The following is an 18,015-nucleotide window of genomic DNA, read 5'->3' on the forward strand; positions in this document are numbered from 1 at the left end:
GGTGAAGGTGCTGCCGCAGCGACGGTGGTCTTGGATGTCGATACCGGCGAGGTGCTGGCCCGGGCCCAGGCGCCCGACGTCGATCTCTCCAACGACGACTGGTACCGCCCGGTGATCGACGGCGACCCGCAGTACACCGGGATCTACGGCCCCTGGGCCGACAAGACCGGCACCCTCGGTTTCAAGCAGGCGGGTTCCATCGCCAAGCTGTTCACCACCCTGGCGGCGGCTCGCGACGGGCTGCCCACGGTGGCGGTCGAGGGCTGCAACATCCGTTCGATCCGGACCTTCGAGTGCACCAAGCGGGATCACATCGGAAGCGTTTTCGACCGGCCCGGCTGGGTGCGGCCGATTCACGATCACCCCAAGGATCGCTCCCACGGCGTGATCGATGTCTCCGAGGCGCTGGCCCGGAGTTGCAACGTCGCCTTCTCGGAGCTGACCCTGGATACCGGGCCGGGCCCGCTCAGGCGTCTGGCCGACCAGGTGGACATCGGCTGGGAGCGCGGTTTCGAGCCGGGCGCTCCGGGGACCCGCCGGCTGGCTTCTACCGGCATCGGCCAGGGAGCGGCGGTGTTCAACGTGTCCCAGGCGGCGCGCATGGTCGCGGCGATCGGCGGTGGTGGGGTGTATCGCCGCTGTCCGCCGGGGCTGCGCCTTGGAGATGCCTGCGAGGAGACCCTGCTGGTCGACGACCCCTCACGGCTGGGCATCCTGCTGGCCGGGATGCGCCGGGCGATGCAGACCGGCACCGGCTCCCTGTTGCCGAAGGTTCCGGGTGTGCGCATGTACGGCAAGACCGGCACCGCCGACTCCGAGGCGACCCGTGACGAGAAGCCCTACGGCATCGGCGAGGAGGATGGGCCCCTGGCGCCGCACTCCTGGTTCGTGGCGCTGGCGGAACCGGAAAGTAACTCCCCCTGCGGCACCGGCAATACCGGCCGGCTCGCCGTGGCGACGCTGATCGCCCGCGGCGGCGGCGGTACACGCGCCGGAGCGGCCACCGTCGAGATCATCGCCGCGGCTCGCAACCTCGGCTATCTCGGCGACGGGCCGTGAGTATGGTGCCCGCGATCGAAATTCCGGGGCACGCCGTGGTGCGGGCCCTGCGCCACGGAGCGGGGTTCGAGCGCACCGTGCTGTTGACCGAGCGGGACGGCACCCGCTGCGTGACCCGGATCTGGAATACCGAGGTGCCCCGGGACCGGTTGGACATCCTGCGCGGCGTCGCCGCCGGCAAGGAAATCCCGGCCGACGCGTTCCCCCGGGATCTGGCGGCGGACTTCGAGGGCTACCGCGTACGCGCGAGCCTGGGAGATTTTCCGGCGCTGTCCGAGGTGATCGACGTCGGCCTGCTCACCCCCGACGACGAGCGTTCACGGCCGTTCATCACCACCCGCTGGGTCGAAGGGGACACCCTGCGGGACGCCCTGCAGAACTACGAGATCGACTTCGAGCAGCGCGCGCAGATCCTGCGCCAACTGCTGCAGATCCTCGCCGACCTGCATCGCCACAACGTGCTGCACGGGGACATCAAACCGGAGAACGTGATCGTCTCTACCGGCCGAACCCATCTGATCGATCTCGATACGCTGCGTCAGGTCCAGGGGCCGACGGATTTCGCAATCGTCTCCCAGGTCACCTGGTCCCGGGTCTGGCCCGAGTGTCAGCGGGATCGCCCCGACGGGCAGCGGGACTACATCGCATCGCTACCCAGCGATTTGTGGACCTACGGGCTGCTGGTTTCGGAACTCCTCGGCCGGAAGCTGCCCGGCGATCGCGGGTTCCCTCCGGAGTTGCCTCCGCCGTGGAACGCGGTGCTGAAGGCATGCTTGCGGGCCCGTCCCGAGACCCGGCCGAGCACCGAGGAGTTGTTCAAGGCGGTCCACGCCCTGCCGGCAGATCTCGGTTCCTGGGAAGGAGACGGCGATCCCTCCCACGACGAGGCCACGGTGCGGGTGCCCGACCGCAATCCCGTCGAGAGACTTCGGGTGGTTCCGCCGCCGCGGTTGACCGACCGGGTCGACGACGGCACGGCGAGTGCCGGTGCCGCGGCCGCTTCGGCGGCTCCGGTGCTGCTGGCGGTTCCCGCAGCGGCTGACGGGGTTGCCCCTCGGCCCCACGAGCCGACGTCACGGGTCGCCGACTCCGAAGAAATCCCTCCCGATCCCCGCCGGTCCAGGAAGCGGACCGGGTTGTGGCGGGTGCTGCTGTTCGTCGCGCCGATCGCCCTGCTGCTGGCGCTGGCCAATCTGATGCAGCACAACGAGGCGCCGAACCATCCGGAACTCGCCGAGCTGCGGCGGCAGATGCAGGAACACAAGAGCGAACCGGCGTTCAACACCCAGGCTCGAGCTCGCGAACTCGCCGCCGAGGTGGGGGCGGCCGCCTTCGCCTTCGACATGGATCGTCCCGATGTCGCTGCAGACGCCTGGGGTCTCTACGCGCTGTTCAGCGTGTGGGGTCAGGGATGGCACTTCGCCAGTCAGGGGCAACTGGACCAGCGGGAGTTCGATCTGCATTACTCCCGCGCCGGTTTCGCCCTCCAAAGGCGTCACTCCCGGGAAGCGCTGCTGGCCCGGGCCATTGCCGCCGGTGCGGCCTGCCGGTTGGGCTGGGGAACACCCCGCCGCTCCGAATACTGCGACGAGGCCAGGGAGCGAACACGAGACCTGCTGCAGCTGCGCCTCGACGGCTGGTTCAAGATCGAGGTGTTGTGGAACGCCGGCATGTTGGAGCGGAATGAGGCGCTGATCGCCTGGGACGCGGGCAACCCTGCGGGCTATCGCCGTCACGCCCAGGCAAACCTGGAACTTTGCGACGCCGGTGAATCCATCGTCGGTGAGGCGCCGATCAACGGTTCGGAGTTCGCCGAACACTGCATCGCCGCGGCGTTGGCCGTCGGCGATCCGGGCAAGTGGTTGTGGTGGACCGAGGTTCTGGAGGAGACCGGCGCCCGGGATCGCCGCAAGATCGCCGATCACATCTTCCGCAACGCCCACCCCGAATGCAGGGACCAGCCCTTCCGCTTTGCCGTGTTCCGCGGGCGAGGGCGGGACCCCGGGGCGATCGAGTACTGCGCCTTCCAGGCGTTGACCGCGATGCAGTGTCCCGAACGGGCGCTCCAGTCGGTCTGCGGCTACGACGAACGAGGCTGCGAACTCCCCGAACCCGGGGACGTGCCCTGGGACCTGGCGGCCCGGGCCCGCAGCCGGGCCGCGACCGCCTCCTGTTTTCTCGACGACTGACGGCAGGGTGGGTGTGATGAGTAGGCCTTTTGATCGCGATGACCGAACGAAGAGGTGCCGGCCGTGAACGTGATGCTCGAAGTCGACGGAAAGATGCACCGGGTGGAACTGTCCGACGAGTCGCCGCTACTCGATGTGGGGCGGCTGCCCCAGAACCACATCACGCTCCACGAGCCGAGCAGTATCTCGGGCCGGCATCTGACCATTCGCTGGTCCGACGGCTGGTGGGTTCAGGACAGCTCGACCAACGGCACCCGGGTCAACGGCAGCTGGTTCCGGGGAAGCGCGGTGGCCCTGGATGTCGATTCGGTCCTCGAGGTCGAGGGGCATGTCCTGATCGTCCACGACCTGCCGGTGCCGGTCTCCGAAGCCACCGACCGTGCCCGCTCGCTGCTGCTGCTGGCGCTCAACGACGGCGTCGTCAAACTCCACGCCGGCCAGGGAGAGGTGATCGCCGCGATTCCGCCCCAGCAGTACAACCTGCTGCGGGAGCTGGTGATGCGTTGGCGGGGCCTCGAGTTCGGCTCCGTCGACCGGGAGCAGGAGTTCGCGCTGCTGGGCTCCCTGGAGGCCGGCGCCGATCCCAACGTGCGCTTGCACCAGTGCCGCTGCCGGCTGCGCAAGTGGTGGCGGGAGCTGCGCAAGACCGAGCCCCGTGCGCTTCAGGGGTTGCCCCGGGACCTGCTGGAGGTTCAGGCGGGCGGCGTGCGGCTGACCCTCGAGGCGGCCGCGGTGGATGTGGAGAGCTACGAGCTGGAACGGCCCCAGCGAGGCTAGGGCCGCGACTCGGTTAGACTTGGAATCTCAGGGGGTCCCATGAGATTCGATCGGTCGGTACGCGTCCTCTCTCTCACACTGTTTTTAGGTCTCTGTTTGCCCGCGTCGGCGGCGACGCCCGGCTGGGAGGCCTTTGATCGCTACGTGGCCGCGGCCGCCGAAGAGTGGCGGGTGCCCGGGCTGGCCATCGCCGTGGTCAAGGACGGGGAGCTGGTGTTCGAAGGGGGCTACGGAACGACCCGGCTGGGCGACGGCACGCCGGTCGACCCGGACACGTTGTTCTCCATCGGATCGACCACCAAGGCGATGACCGCCGCCGCGATCGGCATGCTGGTCGACGAGGGCAAGCTTGCCTGGGACGACCCGGTGACGAAGTACCTGCCTGGTTTCCGCCTGGCCGATCCCACCGCCACGGCCCAACTCCGGGTGCGGGATCTGCTGACCCACAACGCGGGGGTGCCCAATACCGACCTGCTCTGGTACGAGCAGGACCACGATCTTGACGAGATCCTGCGGCGCATGCAGTACGTGGAGTTGCAGACGCCGATGTACTCCCGCTTCGAGTACCAGAACGTGATGTACGCCGCGGCCGGAAAGTTGACCGAGGTGGTCTCGGGGAAGTCCTGGGTCGAGTTCATCGAGAGCCGCATCTTCGCGCCGCTTCAGATGACCCGTTCGGTGGCCAGCCTCGCTCGCAGCGAGCTGCGGGATAACGTCGCCTCGCCTCACTACATGATTGACGACGAGGTAGCGGTCATCGAGAACGCTACCGTCGACTCGGTGTCGGCGGCGGGTTCGGTCTGGTCCAGCGTGCGGGAGATGAGCCGCTGGTCCCGCTTCCTGCTCGAAGGCTGCGTCACTGCCGCGGGCTATATAATAGTCACTAAAATTGGTATAATTAAAACTAACCTTCGGGGAGCATCGTAGTGTCAAAAGGTTGCTGGGCTTAGGGTCTAGCGCCAACATTTTCATATATTGACCTTACTAACTCCGTGGGAAACTATCACCATGCCCCATAGAGGCGATGCCAACCGCCCAAAGCTTTTCCCTACCGTTAAGACTATTGTTACCCAGTGCCTATGTTATCTGTTAGCACTGCTAGTAGCAGTACTTTTGATTGTCAACGGGAGTCACGCTCACCCATCGATTTACTCTCACGAATCACACCCTGAGCCAGAATCGTGGCAGCTCAAGGGGATTGTAGCAGCACTGAAGGACCCCGACCCCTTGGTATGGGCTGAAGCTTTGGACAAATTGTCTAGCTATAAATTGGATCAACTCAAGCCTCCCGTTGAGATTCCTAACAAGACAATTGAGCAGATTGCAGACTTATTGACTTATAAGCATGAGAGTAACGATCACAGCGAGAATGAGAGAAAGTCGGTTCAGTCCAGAGTCCGTGCTAGTGCGGCATATGCTCTGGGTCAGATGGGAGCAGCGGCCTCTGAGTACGCTCCTGAAATTGCTGAACTGTTAACCGACTCAGAGAGTTATGTCCGTGTTAGTGCGGCATATGCTCTGGGTCAGATGGGAGCAGCCGCCTCTGAGTACGCTCCCAAAATTGCCAAACTTTTAACCGACTCTGATAGTGATGTCAGTCATAGTGCCGCAAGAGCTCTGGGGCAGATGGGAGCAGCTAAAGACTACGCTCCCAAAATTGCCAAACTTTTAACCGACTCTGAGATTCATGTCCGTGCTAGTGCGGCATCGACTCTGGGTCACATGGGAGCAGCTGGCTCTAAGTACGCTCCCGACATTGCCAAACTTTTAACCGACTCTGAGATTGGTCTTCGTTCTAGTGCGGCAGAAGCTTTGGGGAACATGGGAGCAGGTGCCTTTGAGTATGCTCCCGAAATTGCCAAACTTTTAACCGACTCAGATAGTTATGTCAGTGGTAGTGCGGCACATGCTCTGGGGCAGATGGGAGCAGCAGCATCTGAGGTAGCTCCCCAAATCGCTAAACTTTTAACCGACTCAGATAGTTATGTCAGTGGTAGTGCGGCACATGCTCTGGGGCAGATGGGAGCAGCGGCCTATAAGTACGCTCCCCAAATTGCCAAACTTTTAACCCACTCAGAGAGTGATGTCCGTGCTAGTGCGGCAAATGCTCTGGGGAAAATGGAAGCAGGTGCCTTTGAGTATGCTCTCCAAATTGCCAAACTTTTAACTGACTCAGAGAGTGATGTCCGTTATAGGGCGGTAGAAGCTCTGGGGCATATAGGAGCAGCGGCCTCTGAGTACGTTCCCCAAATTGCCAAACTTTTAACCGACTCAGAGATTTATGTCGGTTCTAGTGCGGCATATGCTCTGGGGAATATGGGAGCAGCGGCCTCTGAGTATGCTCCCCAAATCGCCAAACTTTTAACCGACTCACATAGTGATCTCCGTTCAAGTGCGGCAGACGCTTTGGGGAACATGGGAGCAGCGGCCTATAAGTACGCTCCCGAAATTGCTAAACTTTTAACCGACTCAGAGAGTTATGTCCGTTCAAGTGCAGCAAAAGCTCTGGAGCAGATGGCACCATTTGAGGTAAAAGACTTACTTTCGATATTAAACCAAGTTTACTGGTACCAGCGAGAAGCACCAAGGCTGCGTTTTCTAGCCTATTTCCTCAGTGGTGGGGAAATCGATTCACTGGGCTTAATCCACTGGTTGGGCTCACCTAAGGAATATCCCCATGAAAATGAAGATCACGCCATCAATCACCAAGAAGGGTTGGACGTTCTCAACCTATTTGCCGACATCTGGGAACCTAGTCAAGCTTTGCCTAAACTGCGCAAAGACTTAGAAAGGCAGATTGCCGAACTTGTTAATCACGTCCGCTGGAAACAAGCAGATATAGATCTGCTCAAGGAGCACTACCGTAATCTTAACAAAGCTGAGTCTAGACTTGCTGCGGATGTCAAAGCCAAAATTATTGCCTTAGAAGGAAAACACTGGTTTCTGATTGGGTTTAAGGTTTGGCTAGTCCATGTCAGTGGCTGGTTGTTGCTGATCATCATTTATCCTCGTTCTCTCCAAGTCCAAGGCCTAATCTGGGACTGGAAATTCCGCACCATTGTGGGCTTAGGCTATATCAGCTTGGCTCTGACCTGGATTCCCTGGTTGCGCTACCGATTACTCGCTCCCTTCCGTCAGGTGCTGGTGGCCGATGCTAGCTTAGATAGCTTCGATCCCCAGGCTTACTTTCCCGACTCTCACGTTAAGATTACACGAGCCACCCATACCCAACCGATTCAAACCGCCATTGGCCAACTCCAGTCTCCGGTCGTTCTGGTAGGGGAATCAGGACTGGGCAAATCCATGTTTCTCCGGAATTTAGTCAAAACCTCGGGGCGGCTGGCGGTGTATCTGCCAGCCAGCCAATGTGCCGGTGGTGTGGTGGAAGCCATTCAAGCTAAATTGCCCATCGCTGCTGAGGACCCATTATTCCTACAAAGCCTGATTAACTACAATACCCTAGATATCTGCATTGACGGACTCAATGAAGTCAGCCCAGACACCAGGGCTACCATTAATACCTTTGTGGAGCATCACGTCCAGGGGCATATTATCCTCACCACCCAACCCTTGGAATGGACACCCCCAGCGACGGCCAAAACCTACGTGCTGCAACCCCTGAAGCGCCAGCAAATCGCCGATTTCCTCACCTCTCGCCAAGGGATTTTGCCTGAGGATGCCCCGGTATCGGGTGTGGCCTACGAGCAAGCCTGTGACGACTATCTGGCCAGCCAACTCCAGCAAACCCAATCCAAACAGGAGTTAGCGGCAGTACGTCGGTTTCTGTCCAATCCCATGGATTTGACTTTGGTGGCGCAACTGTTGGCCCAGGGCAAAGACCCGGATTTGCTGAACTTGCAACAGCAGCAGTATGAGATCATGGCAGAGGACTATCAACAGATTCACCTTTGTCCCTTTCCCCTGGCTGAATTTGCTGAAACCGTCTACCAGATGCGCCTCCATGATCAAATTACCATCCCAGAAGAGGACTGCTTGGATGAGTTGCACTGCATGGAACGGTATAAAATGGTATTGACTCGTCAGCAGAAGCATGGGTTTGGTCGTACCTATCGAGAATGGAAATTTCGTCACGATAAAATCCAGGAATACTTTATTGTCCAGACCTTCCTGAAAACGGAGAATCGAGAACGTCAGCACGAGCATTTGAGTGACCCCCGATTTCGCGGTGTCTACCTGCTGCTGGCCACCCTGTTGGAGGTTAACCAAGCTCTGGTCTTACGGGAAACCCTGATTCAATCGGCTGCCGAAACCAAAGACCATGTCGTCAGTGACCAGTTCATCCAGCGGTTTAATTCTCGCCAAGAGCTCACCCAAACCACCAACAACGATGAGGAGCTTGCCCTTTACCAGAAGCATAACCAAAACCTGATCGAAATTATTAAACTAGTAGCAAGCCGACCTATCAATGTTGAAAACAACGCCATGAGTGAATCAACCTCAGATTATCATCACTCCAACTATCAGTCTAAATACGATCAACGTCAGTCTCAACATAAATTTAATAACTTTGTCGATGCGACTCAAAGTGAGTTTAATCAAGAAATTGATAGTCAAACTCAAAACAATTATGCCCCGGAGAAAAACCAAACCCTAAGCGAAGCCGCCGCCGAAATTCAACAATTATTAAAACAATTAGAGCAAAGTAACCCCAATGCCACGGATTTAGAAAAGACAGCGTTTGTGAATATTGCGATTCCAGCAACTACTAAACAACGGTTGCTTAGTGCCTTAGAAAGTGGTGGGAAAGAAGCCCTTAGGGAATTATTAGATAATCCCTATGTGAATGTGGGCATGGCGATTGTGGAAGGATGGCAGAATCCGTAGTAGGGTGTGGGGTGTGGGGTGTGGGGTGTAGGGAAAAAGTAGTTTTATAGTAAGCATTCAGCGTTACCTACTCCCTGTTCCCAGATCCGCTGTTCCCTGCTGCCTAAAAACCTCACCCAATTTAAAATTGCTGTAGTTCCATTACTCATACATTGAACATCTATTTTGTCAAGTAAAATTTATACAAAATAGCTGAAAGTACCCGGCAAAAATAAAGTTGTTTGGAAGCCGATGCATTACTGTTTGCCAGCCGCTACAATTAGTGAGGAACAAAAACATCTACTCAATAAACTGTGCAAACTCCTGTTCTCTATGATCGGCAAGTCTATGATCCACAAGCCCTCCTGGATCATTTAAGCCAGCTCACTCAGGAAGAGTTTGCCCCTCGGGCGGCTCAATACGACCAGACAGCGACCTTCCCGGCAAAGAACTTTGAGACTCTGTTTGATGCAGGTCTTCATGCTCCGGCTGTACCGATTAAGTATGGTGGTTTAGGGTTAGGTCACAACAGTGATATCCTTACCCTCTGGATGATGACACGAGAATTAGCAAAGGTAGATTTAGCTTTCACCCGTTGCTGGGAAGGACATACTAATATACAAGTATTATTGACTGCTAACGCTAATGACGCTCAAAAGCAACGTTGGTTTGAAGGGATTGTGCAACGAGGGGAAAAATGGGCGGGTTGGAGTGGCGAACCTCTCTCCAAAGTGCCTGGGCAAACCAGTGGTATTGGTACAACAGTTAAGGTTGTAGAGGGGGGCTATATTGTTGATGGTTGCAAGGTTTTTGCCACAGGTGCGGATGGGCTACAATGGGCGATATTGTTTGTGAGTACTGCCGGAACAGGAGCTGTTCGTCATAACGATGGACCAGCCCATTCCGTGTTGATGTTAGCCTGTGATTTATCAGACCCAAGTGTAAGCTTTGATTCAACCTGGTGGAAACCGATTGGGATGCGGGGAAGTGTAAGTTATCGCGTACAATTCGATCACACGTTTATTCCTAAAGAAAATCTGATTGGCTATCCAGGGCAATACTTGCTGGAAGAGTGGCAAACTCGCTTTACTCCTCAGTATGGAGCGGCATTTTTGGGGGCAGCAGAAGGGGCTTACGGTTATGCCCTGGCTCATATCAAAAAGCAACGGAGAGAAAAGGATGCTTATGTGCAGCATCGGATTGCTAAATCAATGATGAACATTGAAACCATGGACTTGTGGCTGCGAAAAGTGGCTAGGTTGTGGGAAACAGGTCAACACCAGCAGGCCAAAGAAGCTGGTAACCGCTTTCGTTATTTGTCAGAAAAATTGGCACTGGAGACCTTGGAACACTGTACTCGGATGTGTGGTGCTCGTGCTATGATTCAACCGAGTCCTTTGGAACGGATTTATCGCGATTTATCCTTCTATACCTTGCATGATAATTGCGATCGCGTTTTGGCCTCAATTGGTCAGGAAGTACTGGGACAAGAAAGCGATCGGGCGTTTTTTAATTCTTCGGGGAACAATCAGGGAAAGTCCTAGAACAATAAGGGCAAGCCCTTATTGTTCTAATTGTTCTGAAAAAAAAATAATCACAAAAGCATAGTTTGGGTAGTGCAGCAAGGTTTGGCTGGTAAATTAACGCCTGGCAATATTCTTTTGTTGATTCAGCTTGTTGATTCAGCCACAATAGCACTGAACTGTCTGGGGTAACCTTGCCAAAGGTGATACTCCCAGAAGCTTTTGTGTGGAAAAAGAATCATGATTTGGGATTAGCTGACAGGAACTTTAGATCCCCCATATTGAGTATGAAATCTATAGTAGTTTTGCTGAGTTAGTTATGGATAAAATTGCAATTTTAGTAACCCATAGACTAGCTTCTGTCCCTTTAGCCGATCCGATTATAGTGTTGAAGGCTGGTAAATTACTTGAAATTGGTACTCATCAATAACTTACCTTAGTATGACTAAATCTTCCCTCCCTCAAAGTCAAAACAGTACTCAAGATACCGCAGGAAAAGAACAAAAAAGTCGTCAACTAGACTTTCTAGCCAAGGATACTCTTATCGCTCTGACTATACGAATCTTTGGGTTAATTTTAACATACGTGGTTCAGGTCTGTTTGGCTCGATGGATGGGCAAAACAGAGTACGGCATCTACGAATATGTTATCTCCTGGTCAATGCTCTTAGGGATTCCAGCAGCTTTAGGATTGCCGAGGACTGTGTTGCGTTTGCTTTCAGAATACCGTGTGAAAGAAGACTGGGGACATTTACGGGGCCTCGTGCGTGGGAGTTGGCTATTAACATTATTGGTTGGTGTCTTACTAAGCCTAGGTGCTGCGGGTGTTATCTGGGTGCTAAATTCTTTTCACAACTTTACCTATGCAACATCCTTGCTGATCGGGATGGCACTAGTACCACTCCAAGCTTTGACACTTTTGCAGTTAGAAACAACTAGAGCAATGGGTGACATTGCATTAGCTTATACTCCATCCCAAATTATCTGGCCGCTCTGGGTTCTTTGCGGTGGGTTTCTTTTGTTTGATGCCAACCATTCTCTAGACAGTTTGCCGATGATTGAGGTGGCAACACTACTGCTGTCAGCTATTCTGCTGTTTCAGTTGTGGTTGCTTTGGGAAAAGATTAATAGAGAGATTGAACCTGTTACTCCAGTTTATTCCTATCAGCAGTGGTTGGGGATTGCCGGGGTTTTGCTGCTCCAGCAGTCGTTTGGCGTTATTTTAAACCGTACAGATATTCTCATGGTTGGCTCTATTATCGGGCCAAGTGAAGCTGGTATATATAATGCGGCTCTGAAAACTTCCATATGGGTGAGTTTCACTTTACAGGTTGTGAATATGGTGGTAGCTCCTTTATTTTCAAGCCTCTACGCTCAAAAAGATATGCAAGGTTTGCAGAAGGTCGTTTCCAGAGTAACCCTCTGGATTTTCTGGCCTTCGATTGTTCTAGCTCTAGGTTTAATTGTCTTTTCCAAACCAGTGCTGAGTATTTTTGGTTCGGGCTTTACTGCTGCGAGTTGGTCCCTAAAAATTCTCATTGTTGGGCAGTTGGTTAGTGCATTGTGTGGCTCTGTCGCTAATTTAATGGTAATGACGGGACACCAGAACAAATCGGTTATCGTTGTTGGCTGTACTGTGTTGCTCAATATAGTCTCAAACGCGATCGCTATTCCGATGTTTGGGATAATTGGAGCTGCGATTACAACAAGTTTAACCGTGATCGTGTCTAATGTTTGGTATAGTATCCTTGTGGTTAAGTATGTTGGGGTACGCCCTTCTGTTTTTTACAGTCTCTTCAGCCTCTTCAACTCAGAGCTTGCAAAAAAAAGTTGATGAAATAACTAAAAGTAGGAATAACCTTTGAGAAAGTCAAATCGCTCTATTTCTTTTTTGACTAGATCGATTGCTTTTGCATTCCATTGCACTTTTTCACGAGTTCGCTGGGGCGATTTATACAAAATACTAACGGAGTCTTTGAGGTAACCTGGCTCTGCTTGTTGACCTAAAAAATTGCATAGCTCTCTAAGGGCTACTTCAGGATTGTTGAGCATCCATTCATGCCGAAGATGGAAAAATTTGTTGTCCCCTATTGTTTCTCGAACCTTGTTTACAGTTTTGCACCTAGCAAAGTAGAGTTCTATACATCCCTCTAAATCCATGCTTAACCTATTACTATCTCTAATAAATATAGTACTGATATTATCATAAGGATTTCTGATTACATGAATAAAATAAATGGGTTGACTAATAGTTTGTTGTAAAGTTTCCAAAAGATAAAAATTAGCCATCAACTCCCTGGAAGTTCCTCCTCCCTTCTTATCACCAATGACTTTCAAAGTTGAAAATTTTCCCTGCCACTGATTGGATATATCGTAGCAATAATCATTTTGAATGCGGTTTTCTTTAGCATAGTTTTGAGAGTTATTTAGTAATAAGTGATAAATTTCTTCTTGTTTATATTCTTGTTTGATATAGTGTAGGACATTCAATTCATGAGCAATAATGATGTTGGGATGAGCGTCGAGCAAGGAACCTACTAAACTATGTCCGCTTCTAGGATAGCCGATAAATATACAAAATTTTTCTAGATCTTGAAAGGCTTTTTCATATCCATCCTTTTTGGCTAAATATTCCGGACTAAGCTGATTTTGTTTTTTATTTTGGCTATTTATAGACATAACTTTTTATGCTATTGTTAAAAGTTTCGTGTTAAGATTATAAGAATCTTCAATTGGGTTACATACAAAGCTCTGGGTTTTAGTATTCTATAATTTAGATAGGTTTGCCCTGAAAATCCTAGCTTTTGATCTAAGTTTACCAATTGTCATCTTCTACGTAGCCAAATTGCACGAGGTATTTTTGAGCTTTTTCCTTAAATATTATTTTTTCTTCCTCAGTCATTTCAGTTTTCCATCTACCTCGACCATCAAACAAAGGTTGATTAATTTGCCAATTTCTCAGCTTTTTGTGGTCTTCAATATTTTGAATTTCCTCTGGTTTACTAATCTCAGAACTATACCAGTGTTTGGGAGTTTCATTAAATTTCAAAACTTCCTCTCTATAAGTTTCCCCTAAAAACTTAAAAAGTTTTTCTAAAGTAGTGTCCGTATCGGTAACTAAATTTTCATATTTAACAACCATAACTCTAGGATTATTCCAGTAAGGTAGCCCAGCTAAATTATCATATACCCATTTCTCGATCTTATCTACATAAGTTGGAAACGCTTTTCTATGTTTTAAAGAACAAACAACATCTCTGCCATCTCTCAACATGATAATAAATTGGCTATTGGGACGGTATAGAGAAAGCTTTTTGATATAAAAAATATGTGAAGGACTTTTTTCCACCCAACGCTGTTTGCCAGCATTTATACATTCTCCATCCCACTGGTACATCGTTTCTTTGTGCGTACGCTCATTTTTCAATAACAATCTACTTTCATAGGGAATAGAATAAAGGTTAGGGTGATTGCCGAGAATGGTAAGCATTAGGGAAGTGCCGCTATGTCCACAACCGACAATAAAAATAGGGTTATTAACTTTAATATTATCCGGCTCGTCAGCTTGAACATCTAAGGCATTATGGTAATTTTGTACTTCTTCTGGATTCAGTTTAAGGGCGTGGCGGTAATAACGAGTAGCTTCATATCCGCCTCCTGGTTGTTCTTTGTGGGCTATAGCTTCTCCTAGATTTTGGTGGTACCAAGCTGAATTGGGAGCAAGGGCGATCGCTTCTCGAAAACAGGCGATCGCTTCATCAAATTGATATTTTTTTAAGTAGACTTCTCCTAGCTTATTATGCAATTCAGCAATGCCTGGGTTAAGTTTTATAGCTTTTTGATATGAGATAATAGCTTTATCCAAACTGTTTTGTTTGACTAAAGCTTCTCCTAATAACAAAATTTGATTTATTTTGGATTGAGTAGGGTTATGTTCGCTCATGCTCTTAAAATATCAGTTATAAACATTCTTAATTCTTAATTCCGCGCAGCGGCTGTTCTTACCAGTTCATATCCTTTTCGTAGCCAGTTTTGATAAGTATATCGTCAAAGTGCTGCTTAAATTTTTCCTTGACCCGAGCAGAAAAATGTTTTTTCCACTCTCCAGCAACCCCTTTTCTTTGATGAGATGTAATATCTTCTTGACCTCGCTGACGCCCTCCTGTCATTGACTCAAAGGAGTTCTGTCTAATGATTTCATGCAAATTTTTACGGTCTATATTAATTTGGCAATGATCAATTATCTGCTCAAAAACTTTATATTGATCCGCTAGTAAATCCTCATATTTGAATAAGGCTTCATCCTTGAGCCACGACAACTGAAAATTATGATAACCCAAACGGTTAACTATTTCATCCATCAAATAGAGCAAGCCTTCTTCCTGACTAAGGCTGTTTAATGTCTTTCGCAATTTAGATATATTGTCTGTCACTAGAGCATGGCTAATTTTAAAACTAAAATAACCGGAAACAATTGTGTCTCGAAGATCGCGAATAATGATAAACTTTCTGTAAGGCTGTTGTCGCTTTTCAAAATTATACCAATTTGTAATATAACTATTAGGATAGTGTAGTAACGGCTTGCCTAGTAAATGTTTTTTATGCCAAAAATTCCCCCAAAGATTAGAGCCAAGCAGCGCTTCAAAGTCTGGTTTCGACAAATGAACAGCAGGGTAAACACCACCTAATTTAATTGGGGATTTTATATAATAGTAACCGCGAGGTATTTTTGAGACAAACCGATTTGGAGCACAAGAGTTTAGTACTGCTGTGACCCATCGCGATCCTGCTTTGTGATGAGTGATGTGAAATATTGTTGGCTGATTGTTCATTTTTTTTTATCCATGCAAAATTATGAAATCAAACAGGTGCTAATGTAATATCTGATTAAATGTCTTTTGGTATTTTCCGGCAGTTTTCCCCTACAATGTAACATCCGATGATTATCAATAAAAAGACATTCTTTCGGTGCCAGTCTAATTTTTATCAGTTCCGTTCTTTGCTTGTGTACGACGTATTCAGAAAATTTTTCTAACAATTTAGTCTGTGCGCCGTTGTGATGATTCGATAAATTCCAAGGAACGTAAAATACCTGATAGGTTGAATTTTTCTGGGAAATCAGGGGTTGATAAACAACGTCTTCTTCATTAGTATTCGGGTTCCTAATCATATACTGGACGTTAACTCCGCTTAAAACTGAAAGCTCGGCAGGAGTAAAATAATCTTTTATGTCTGTTGTGTCTAGCAGCAGGGTTGCACCATCTACTTCATCTTGTTCTACACAATACCATCCAATCAGATGGCTGGCTGGAGTATCTGTATGAAAAGCTAATGCCTCCGGTAAATAAACACTGGGGCGATTTATGTTATGTTTTCGCTTCATTTGTTGCAGTTGGTTAAGTTTAGCATCTACAACAAGATCGGTGCGTCCTATAATTGTTCCCAATAAATGCAAGAGCGCTTGATAAGCATTCTGGGACAGTGGCTGCTTAATGTGTACGAATCCATCAACTTTAATGACTTTCAAAATCTCGGCGCTTAAAGCCTCAATATCCATTGTCTCATTATGTCCATCAATAAGGGTTTTGGATTCTGGAAATTTTTCAGTTTTCTTCATATTCCTCGCGATTATCTTGTTGGGTTGTTTCAAACTCGGAAAGATACAGACTTTCAAGAGAGCCGATCATCTGGTTTAAATCGAACATATCACGAACGCTTTGACCTCCGTTGTAAATTAGCGATTCTCTTAAGGAATTGTTTTCCAGAATAGTTTTTATCCCCTCGTAGATTTGATCGCTGTTTTCATAATCCACCAAGTAAGCATGTTTATTATGAACAATAAATTCATCTACTACCCCTGAGCGCGTGAACACAGAAGGGATTCCTGCTGCTAGGGCTTCTATATATACTTGTCCAAAGGCTTCCATATTTGGAGCCATTGGAACATGAACAAATACATCGAAAAGCTTATACAACGCGAACATATCATTTTCAAACGGAATCTCCACATATCTGTCAGTAGGTATTGATTGGAGTTGCCTATGGATCTCCTTTCGGTAGTTTCCGCGAGCATTTGCTAGTACAAGAAAGGCAGACGGATAATCTTCAAGCAACTTGCCAAAGGCTGGTACTATATAATGAACACCCTTCCAAGCTACATATCTTGATACAACACCGACTACTGGAGCGACATTTTTGATATTATATTTTTCTTTGATATTTTGTAAATTTTCTTCGGAGACCTTGGCAAAGGCTTCCAAATCAAAACCAGGATGTATGGGGATCACCTTGCTTGGAGCAACTCCATCGTAGGAAATCACTATGTCTTTGACCTTCTGGCTAGTCATTGTGATTTTTGAAGAAAGAAAATTGTTAAAATGATCGTAAACTTGACCCCAAGGAACCCGTTGCGGCCAGGGGAAGGGGCCTGCATGAGTTCTACTTTGTATACGTATTTGCACCCCCGCCAAACAGGCACCACTTAAGCCGACTAGGGAGCCATCCACTCCATATGTATGTACGATATCAGTCTTATTCTTTCGACAATAACGGGAGATTTTCCAGATAACCCAAAACAGGTTAAGGCTATATTTATTCGAGTATTTGATACTAATATATGGAATTTTTTGTGCCGTCAAATACTCGGGTAGGTCTGTTTGCCCTTGGTTTAGTAATATAAATGATAATTCAAACCTCTCTTTGCTTAATTCACTACAGATCCATTCAAAGCGTTTAAATCGTAAATTTGTTGCTATGACATAAGTTACTCGAATTTTCCTTCTCTTGTTGGCTTGGATGATTTGTTCTCCTCCAAGGCTTTTATTCATTAACAATCTCCTTAGTAAGAAAGCCACTCGTCTCGCTTCGATTGCTCGAAACCTTTAATTAATTTGAGCCAAAGCACTGGCTTCTACAGTTATTCTGTGCAAGAACATTGAAGCAGCTTTATGTACTTTAAAAACAGCTATTTTTGTGATTGGTTTAATCATTTAGACGATAATTGAACTGCTTCATCAGCAGTGATAAACCCCTGGAATTAAGTAAATATCTACATCCATATCATTGTCAAAATTACCTCCGACGACGCTGTGACCTCCGTTCATAACTGAACTAACCCCATACAGGTGTACTATCAATCCCTCAAAGCTTACTATGCTTGCATTTTGACATGCAGTGCAAATGTACTACTAGGTACAAATCCATTGATCGCCTTATGAGCAGATTTGGGCTGATCTATTTGTTTTTTTTGTTTTTTTATTTTAGAGCGTACCCTGATCAAAAACAAGGGTTGACATGGGTACGGATATCTGCGGTGCGGGGGCACAAAGTTTCTCCAACTGCTCTGTCCCCAGTAGTACTATTGTTCCACAGCACTATAAGCTAGAATTGACAGCACTTTTGGGTGCCTTTAGTACATTTTTACAGGGTAACTTCAGCATAATACTATTAATCCTTGCTTCCTGGCTTGGATCTACAAATCCTTTTCCAGTATTTATCACTAAATCCCTCATCGCTATCGACATCCAAAACAGAAAGTAGGGATCCTGGTTGACTGACAAAAGTTGAGCGCGATTTCACTAGGCCGTGTTTTCAAAGTTTTCCGCAAGATTATGATCCCCCCCAGCCCCCCTTAAAAAAGGGGGG

12 protein-coding genes are annotated in these 18,015 nt (G+C 49.4%); 7 read left to right on the plus strand and 5 right to left on the minus strand.

Annotated features, from left to right (window positions below; translation table 11 throughout):
• From BJP37_RS17210 to BJP37_RS17240, 7 genes are all read left to right on the plus strand, one after another.
• Positions 1-1,059 (plus strand): penicillin-binding transpeptidase domain-containing protein (locus BJP37_RS17210; protein ID WP_214607765.1); only part of this gene is annotated, 1,059 nt, incomplete at its 5' end.
• 2 nt (positions 1,060-1,061) lie between these two features.
• The gene (locus tag BJP37_RS17215; protein ID WP_075900562.1) at positions 1,062-3,248 is read left to right on the plus strand and encodes a protein kinase domain-containing protein; all 2,187 of its coding nucleotides are present in this window, start codon (positions 1,062-1,064) and stop codon (positions 3,246-3,248) included.
• Between the two features lie 72 nt (positions 3,249-3,320).
• Complete coding sequence (locus BJP37_RS17220) at positions 3,321-4,025, plus strand: FHA domain-containing protein (RefSeq protein ID WP_075900564.1); 705 nt, start codon at positions 3,321-3,323, stop codon at positions 4,023-4,025.
• A 39-nt stretch (positions 4,026-4,064) separates the two neighbouring features.
• Entirely contained in the window at positions 4,065-4,952 is an 888-nt protein-coding gene (locus BJP37_RS17225) for a serine hydrolase domain-containing protein (protein WP_075900566.1), read from the plus strand.
• Between the two features lie 81 nt (positions 4,953-5,033).
• A complete protein-coding gene (locus tag BJP37_RS17230; protein ID WP_075900568.1) occupies positions 5,034-8,870 on the plus strand; it encodes a HEAT repeat domain-containing protein in 3,837 nt (1,278 codons plus the stop codon).
• 293 nt (positions 8,871-9,163) lie between these two features.
• The gene (locus BJP37_RS17235; RefSeq protein WP_075900570.1) at positions 9,164-10,393 is read left to right on the plus strand and encodes an acyl-CoA dehydrogenase family protein; all 1,230 of its coding nucleotides are present in this window, start codon (positions 9,164-9,166) and stop codon (positions 10,391-10,393) included.
• A gap of 420 nt (positions 10,394-10,813) precedes the next feature.
• Positions 10,814-12,205 carry a flippase gene (locus BJP37_RS17240; RefSeq protein WP_075900572.1) on the plus strand — a complete coding sequence of 464 codons (1,392 nt, stop codon included), beginning with the start codon at positions 10,814-10,816 and terminating at the stop codon, positions 12,203-12,205.
• A gap of 8 nt (positions 12,206-12,213) precedes the next feature.
• Here the strand turns inward: BJP37_RS17240 and BJP37_RS17245 are convergent, their stop codons facing one another.
• From BJP37_RS17245 to BJP37_RS17265, 5 genes are all read right to left on the minus strand, one after another.
• Positions 12,214-13,050: a sulfotransferase family protein gene (locus BJP37_RS17245; protein ID WP_075900574.1), complete on the minus strand. Its 837-nt coding sequence runs from the start codon at positions 13,048-13,050 to the stop codon at positions 12,214-12,216.
• A gap of 136 nt (positions 13,051-13,186) precedes the next feature.
• On the minus strand, positions 13,187-14,314 hold the full coding sequence (locus BJP37_RS17250; protein WP_075900576.1) for a sulfotransferase family protein: 1,128 nt from the start codon (positions 14,312-14,314) through the stop codon (positions 13,187-13,189).
• 58 nt (positions 14,315-14,372) lie between these two features.
• Complete coding sequence (locus BJP37_RS17255; protein WP_075900578.1) at positions 14,373-15,203, minus strand: sulfotransferase domain-containing protein; 831 nt, start codon at positions 15,201-15,203, stop codon at positions 14,373-14,375.
• A 20-nt stretch (positions 15,204-15,223) separates the two neighbouring features.
• Positions 15,224-15,988 (minus strand): TauD/TfdA family dioxygenase, encoded by a 765-nt coding sequence (locus BJP37_RS17260; protein ID WP_075900580.1) that lies wholly within the window; start codon positions 15,986-15,988, stop codon positions 15,224-15,226.
• Positions 15,975-17,198, minus strand: a complete 1,224-nt coding sequence (locus tag BJP37_RS17265; RefSeq protein ID WP_081431230.1) for a glycosyltransferase family 4 protein — start codon at positions 17,196-17,198, stop codon at positions 15,975-15,977. The genes BJP37_RS17260 and BJP37_RS17265 overlap by 14 nt, the downstream gene beginning before the upstream one ends.
• Between the last annotated feature and the right edge of the window lie 817 nt (positions 17,199-18,015).

The sequence above is a fragment of the Moorena bouillonii PNG genome (assembly GCF_001942495.1).
In the GTDB taxonomy this organism is placed as follows: Bacteria; Cyanobacteriota; Cyanobacteriia; order Cyanobacteriales; family Coleofasciculaceae; genus Moorena; species Moorena bouillonii.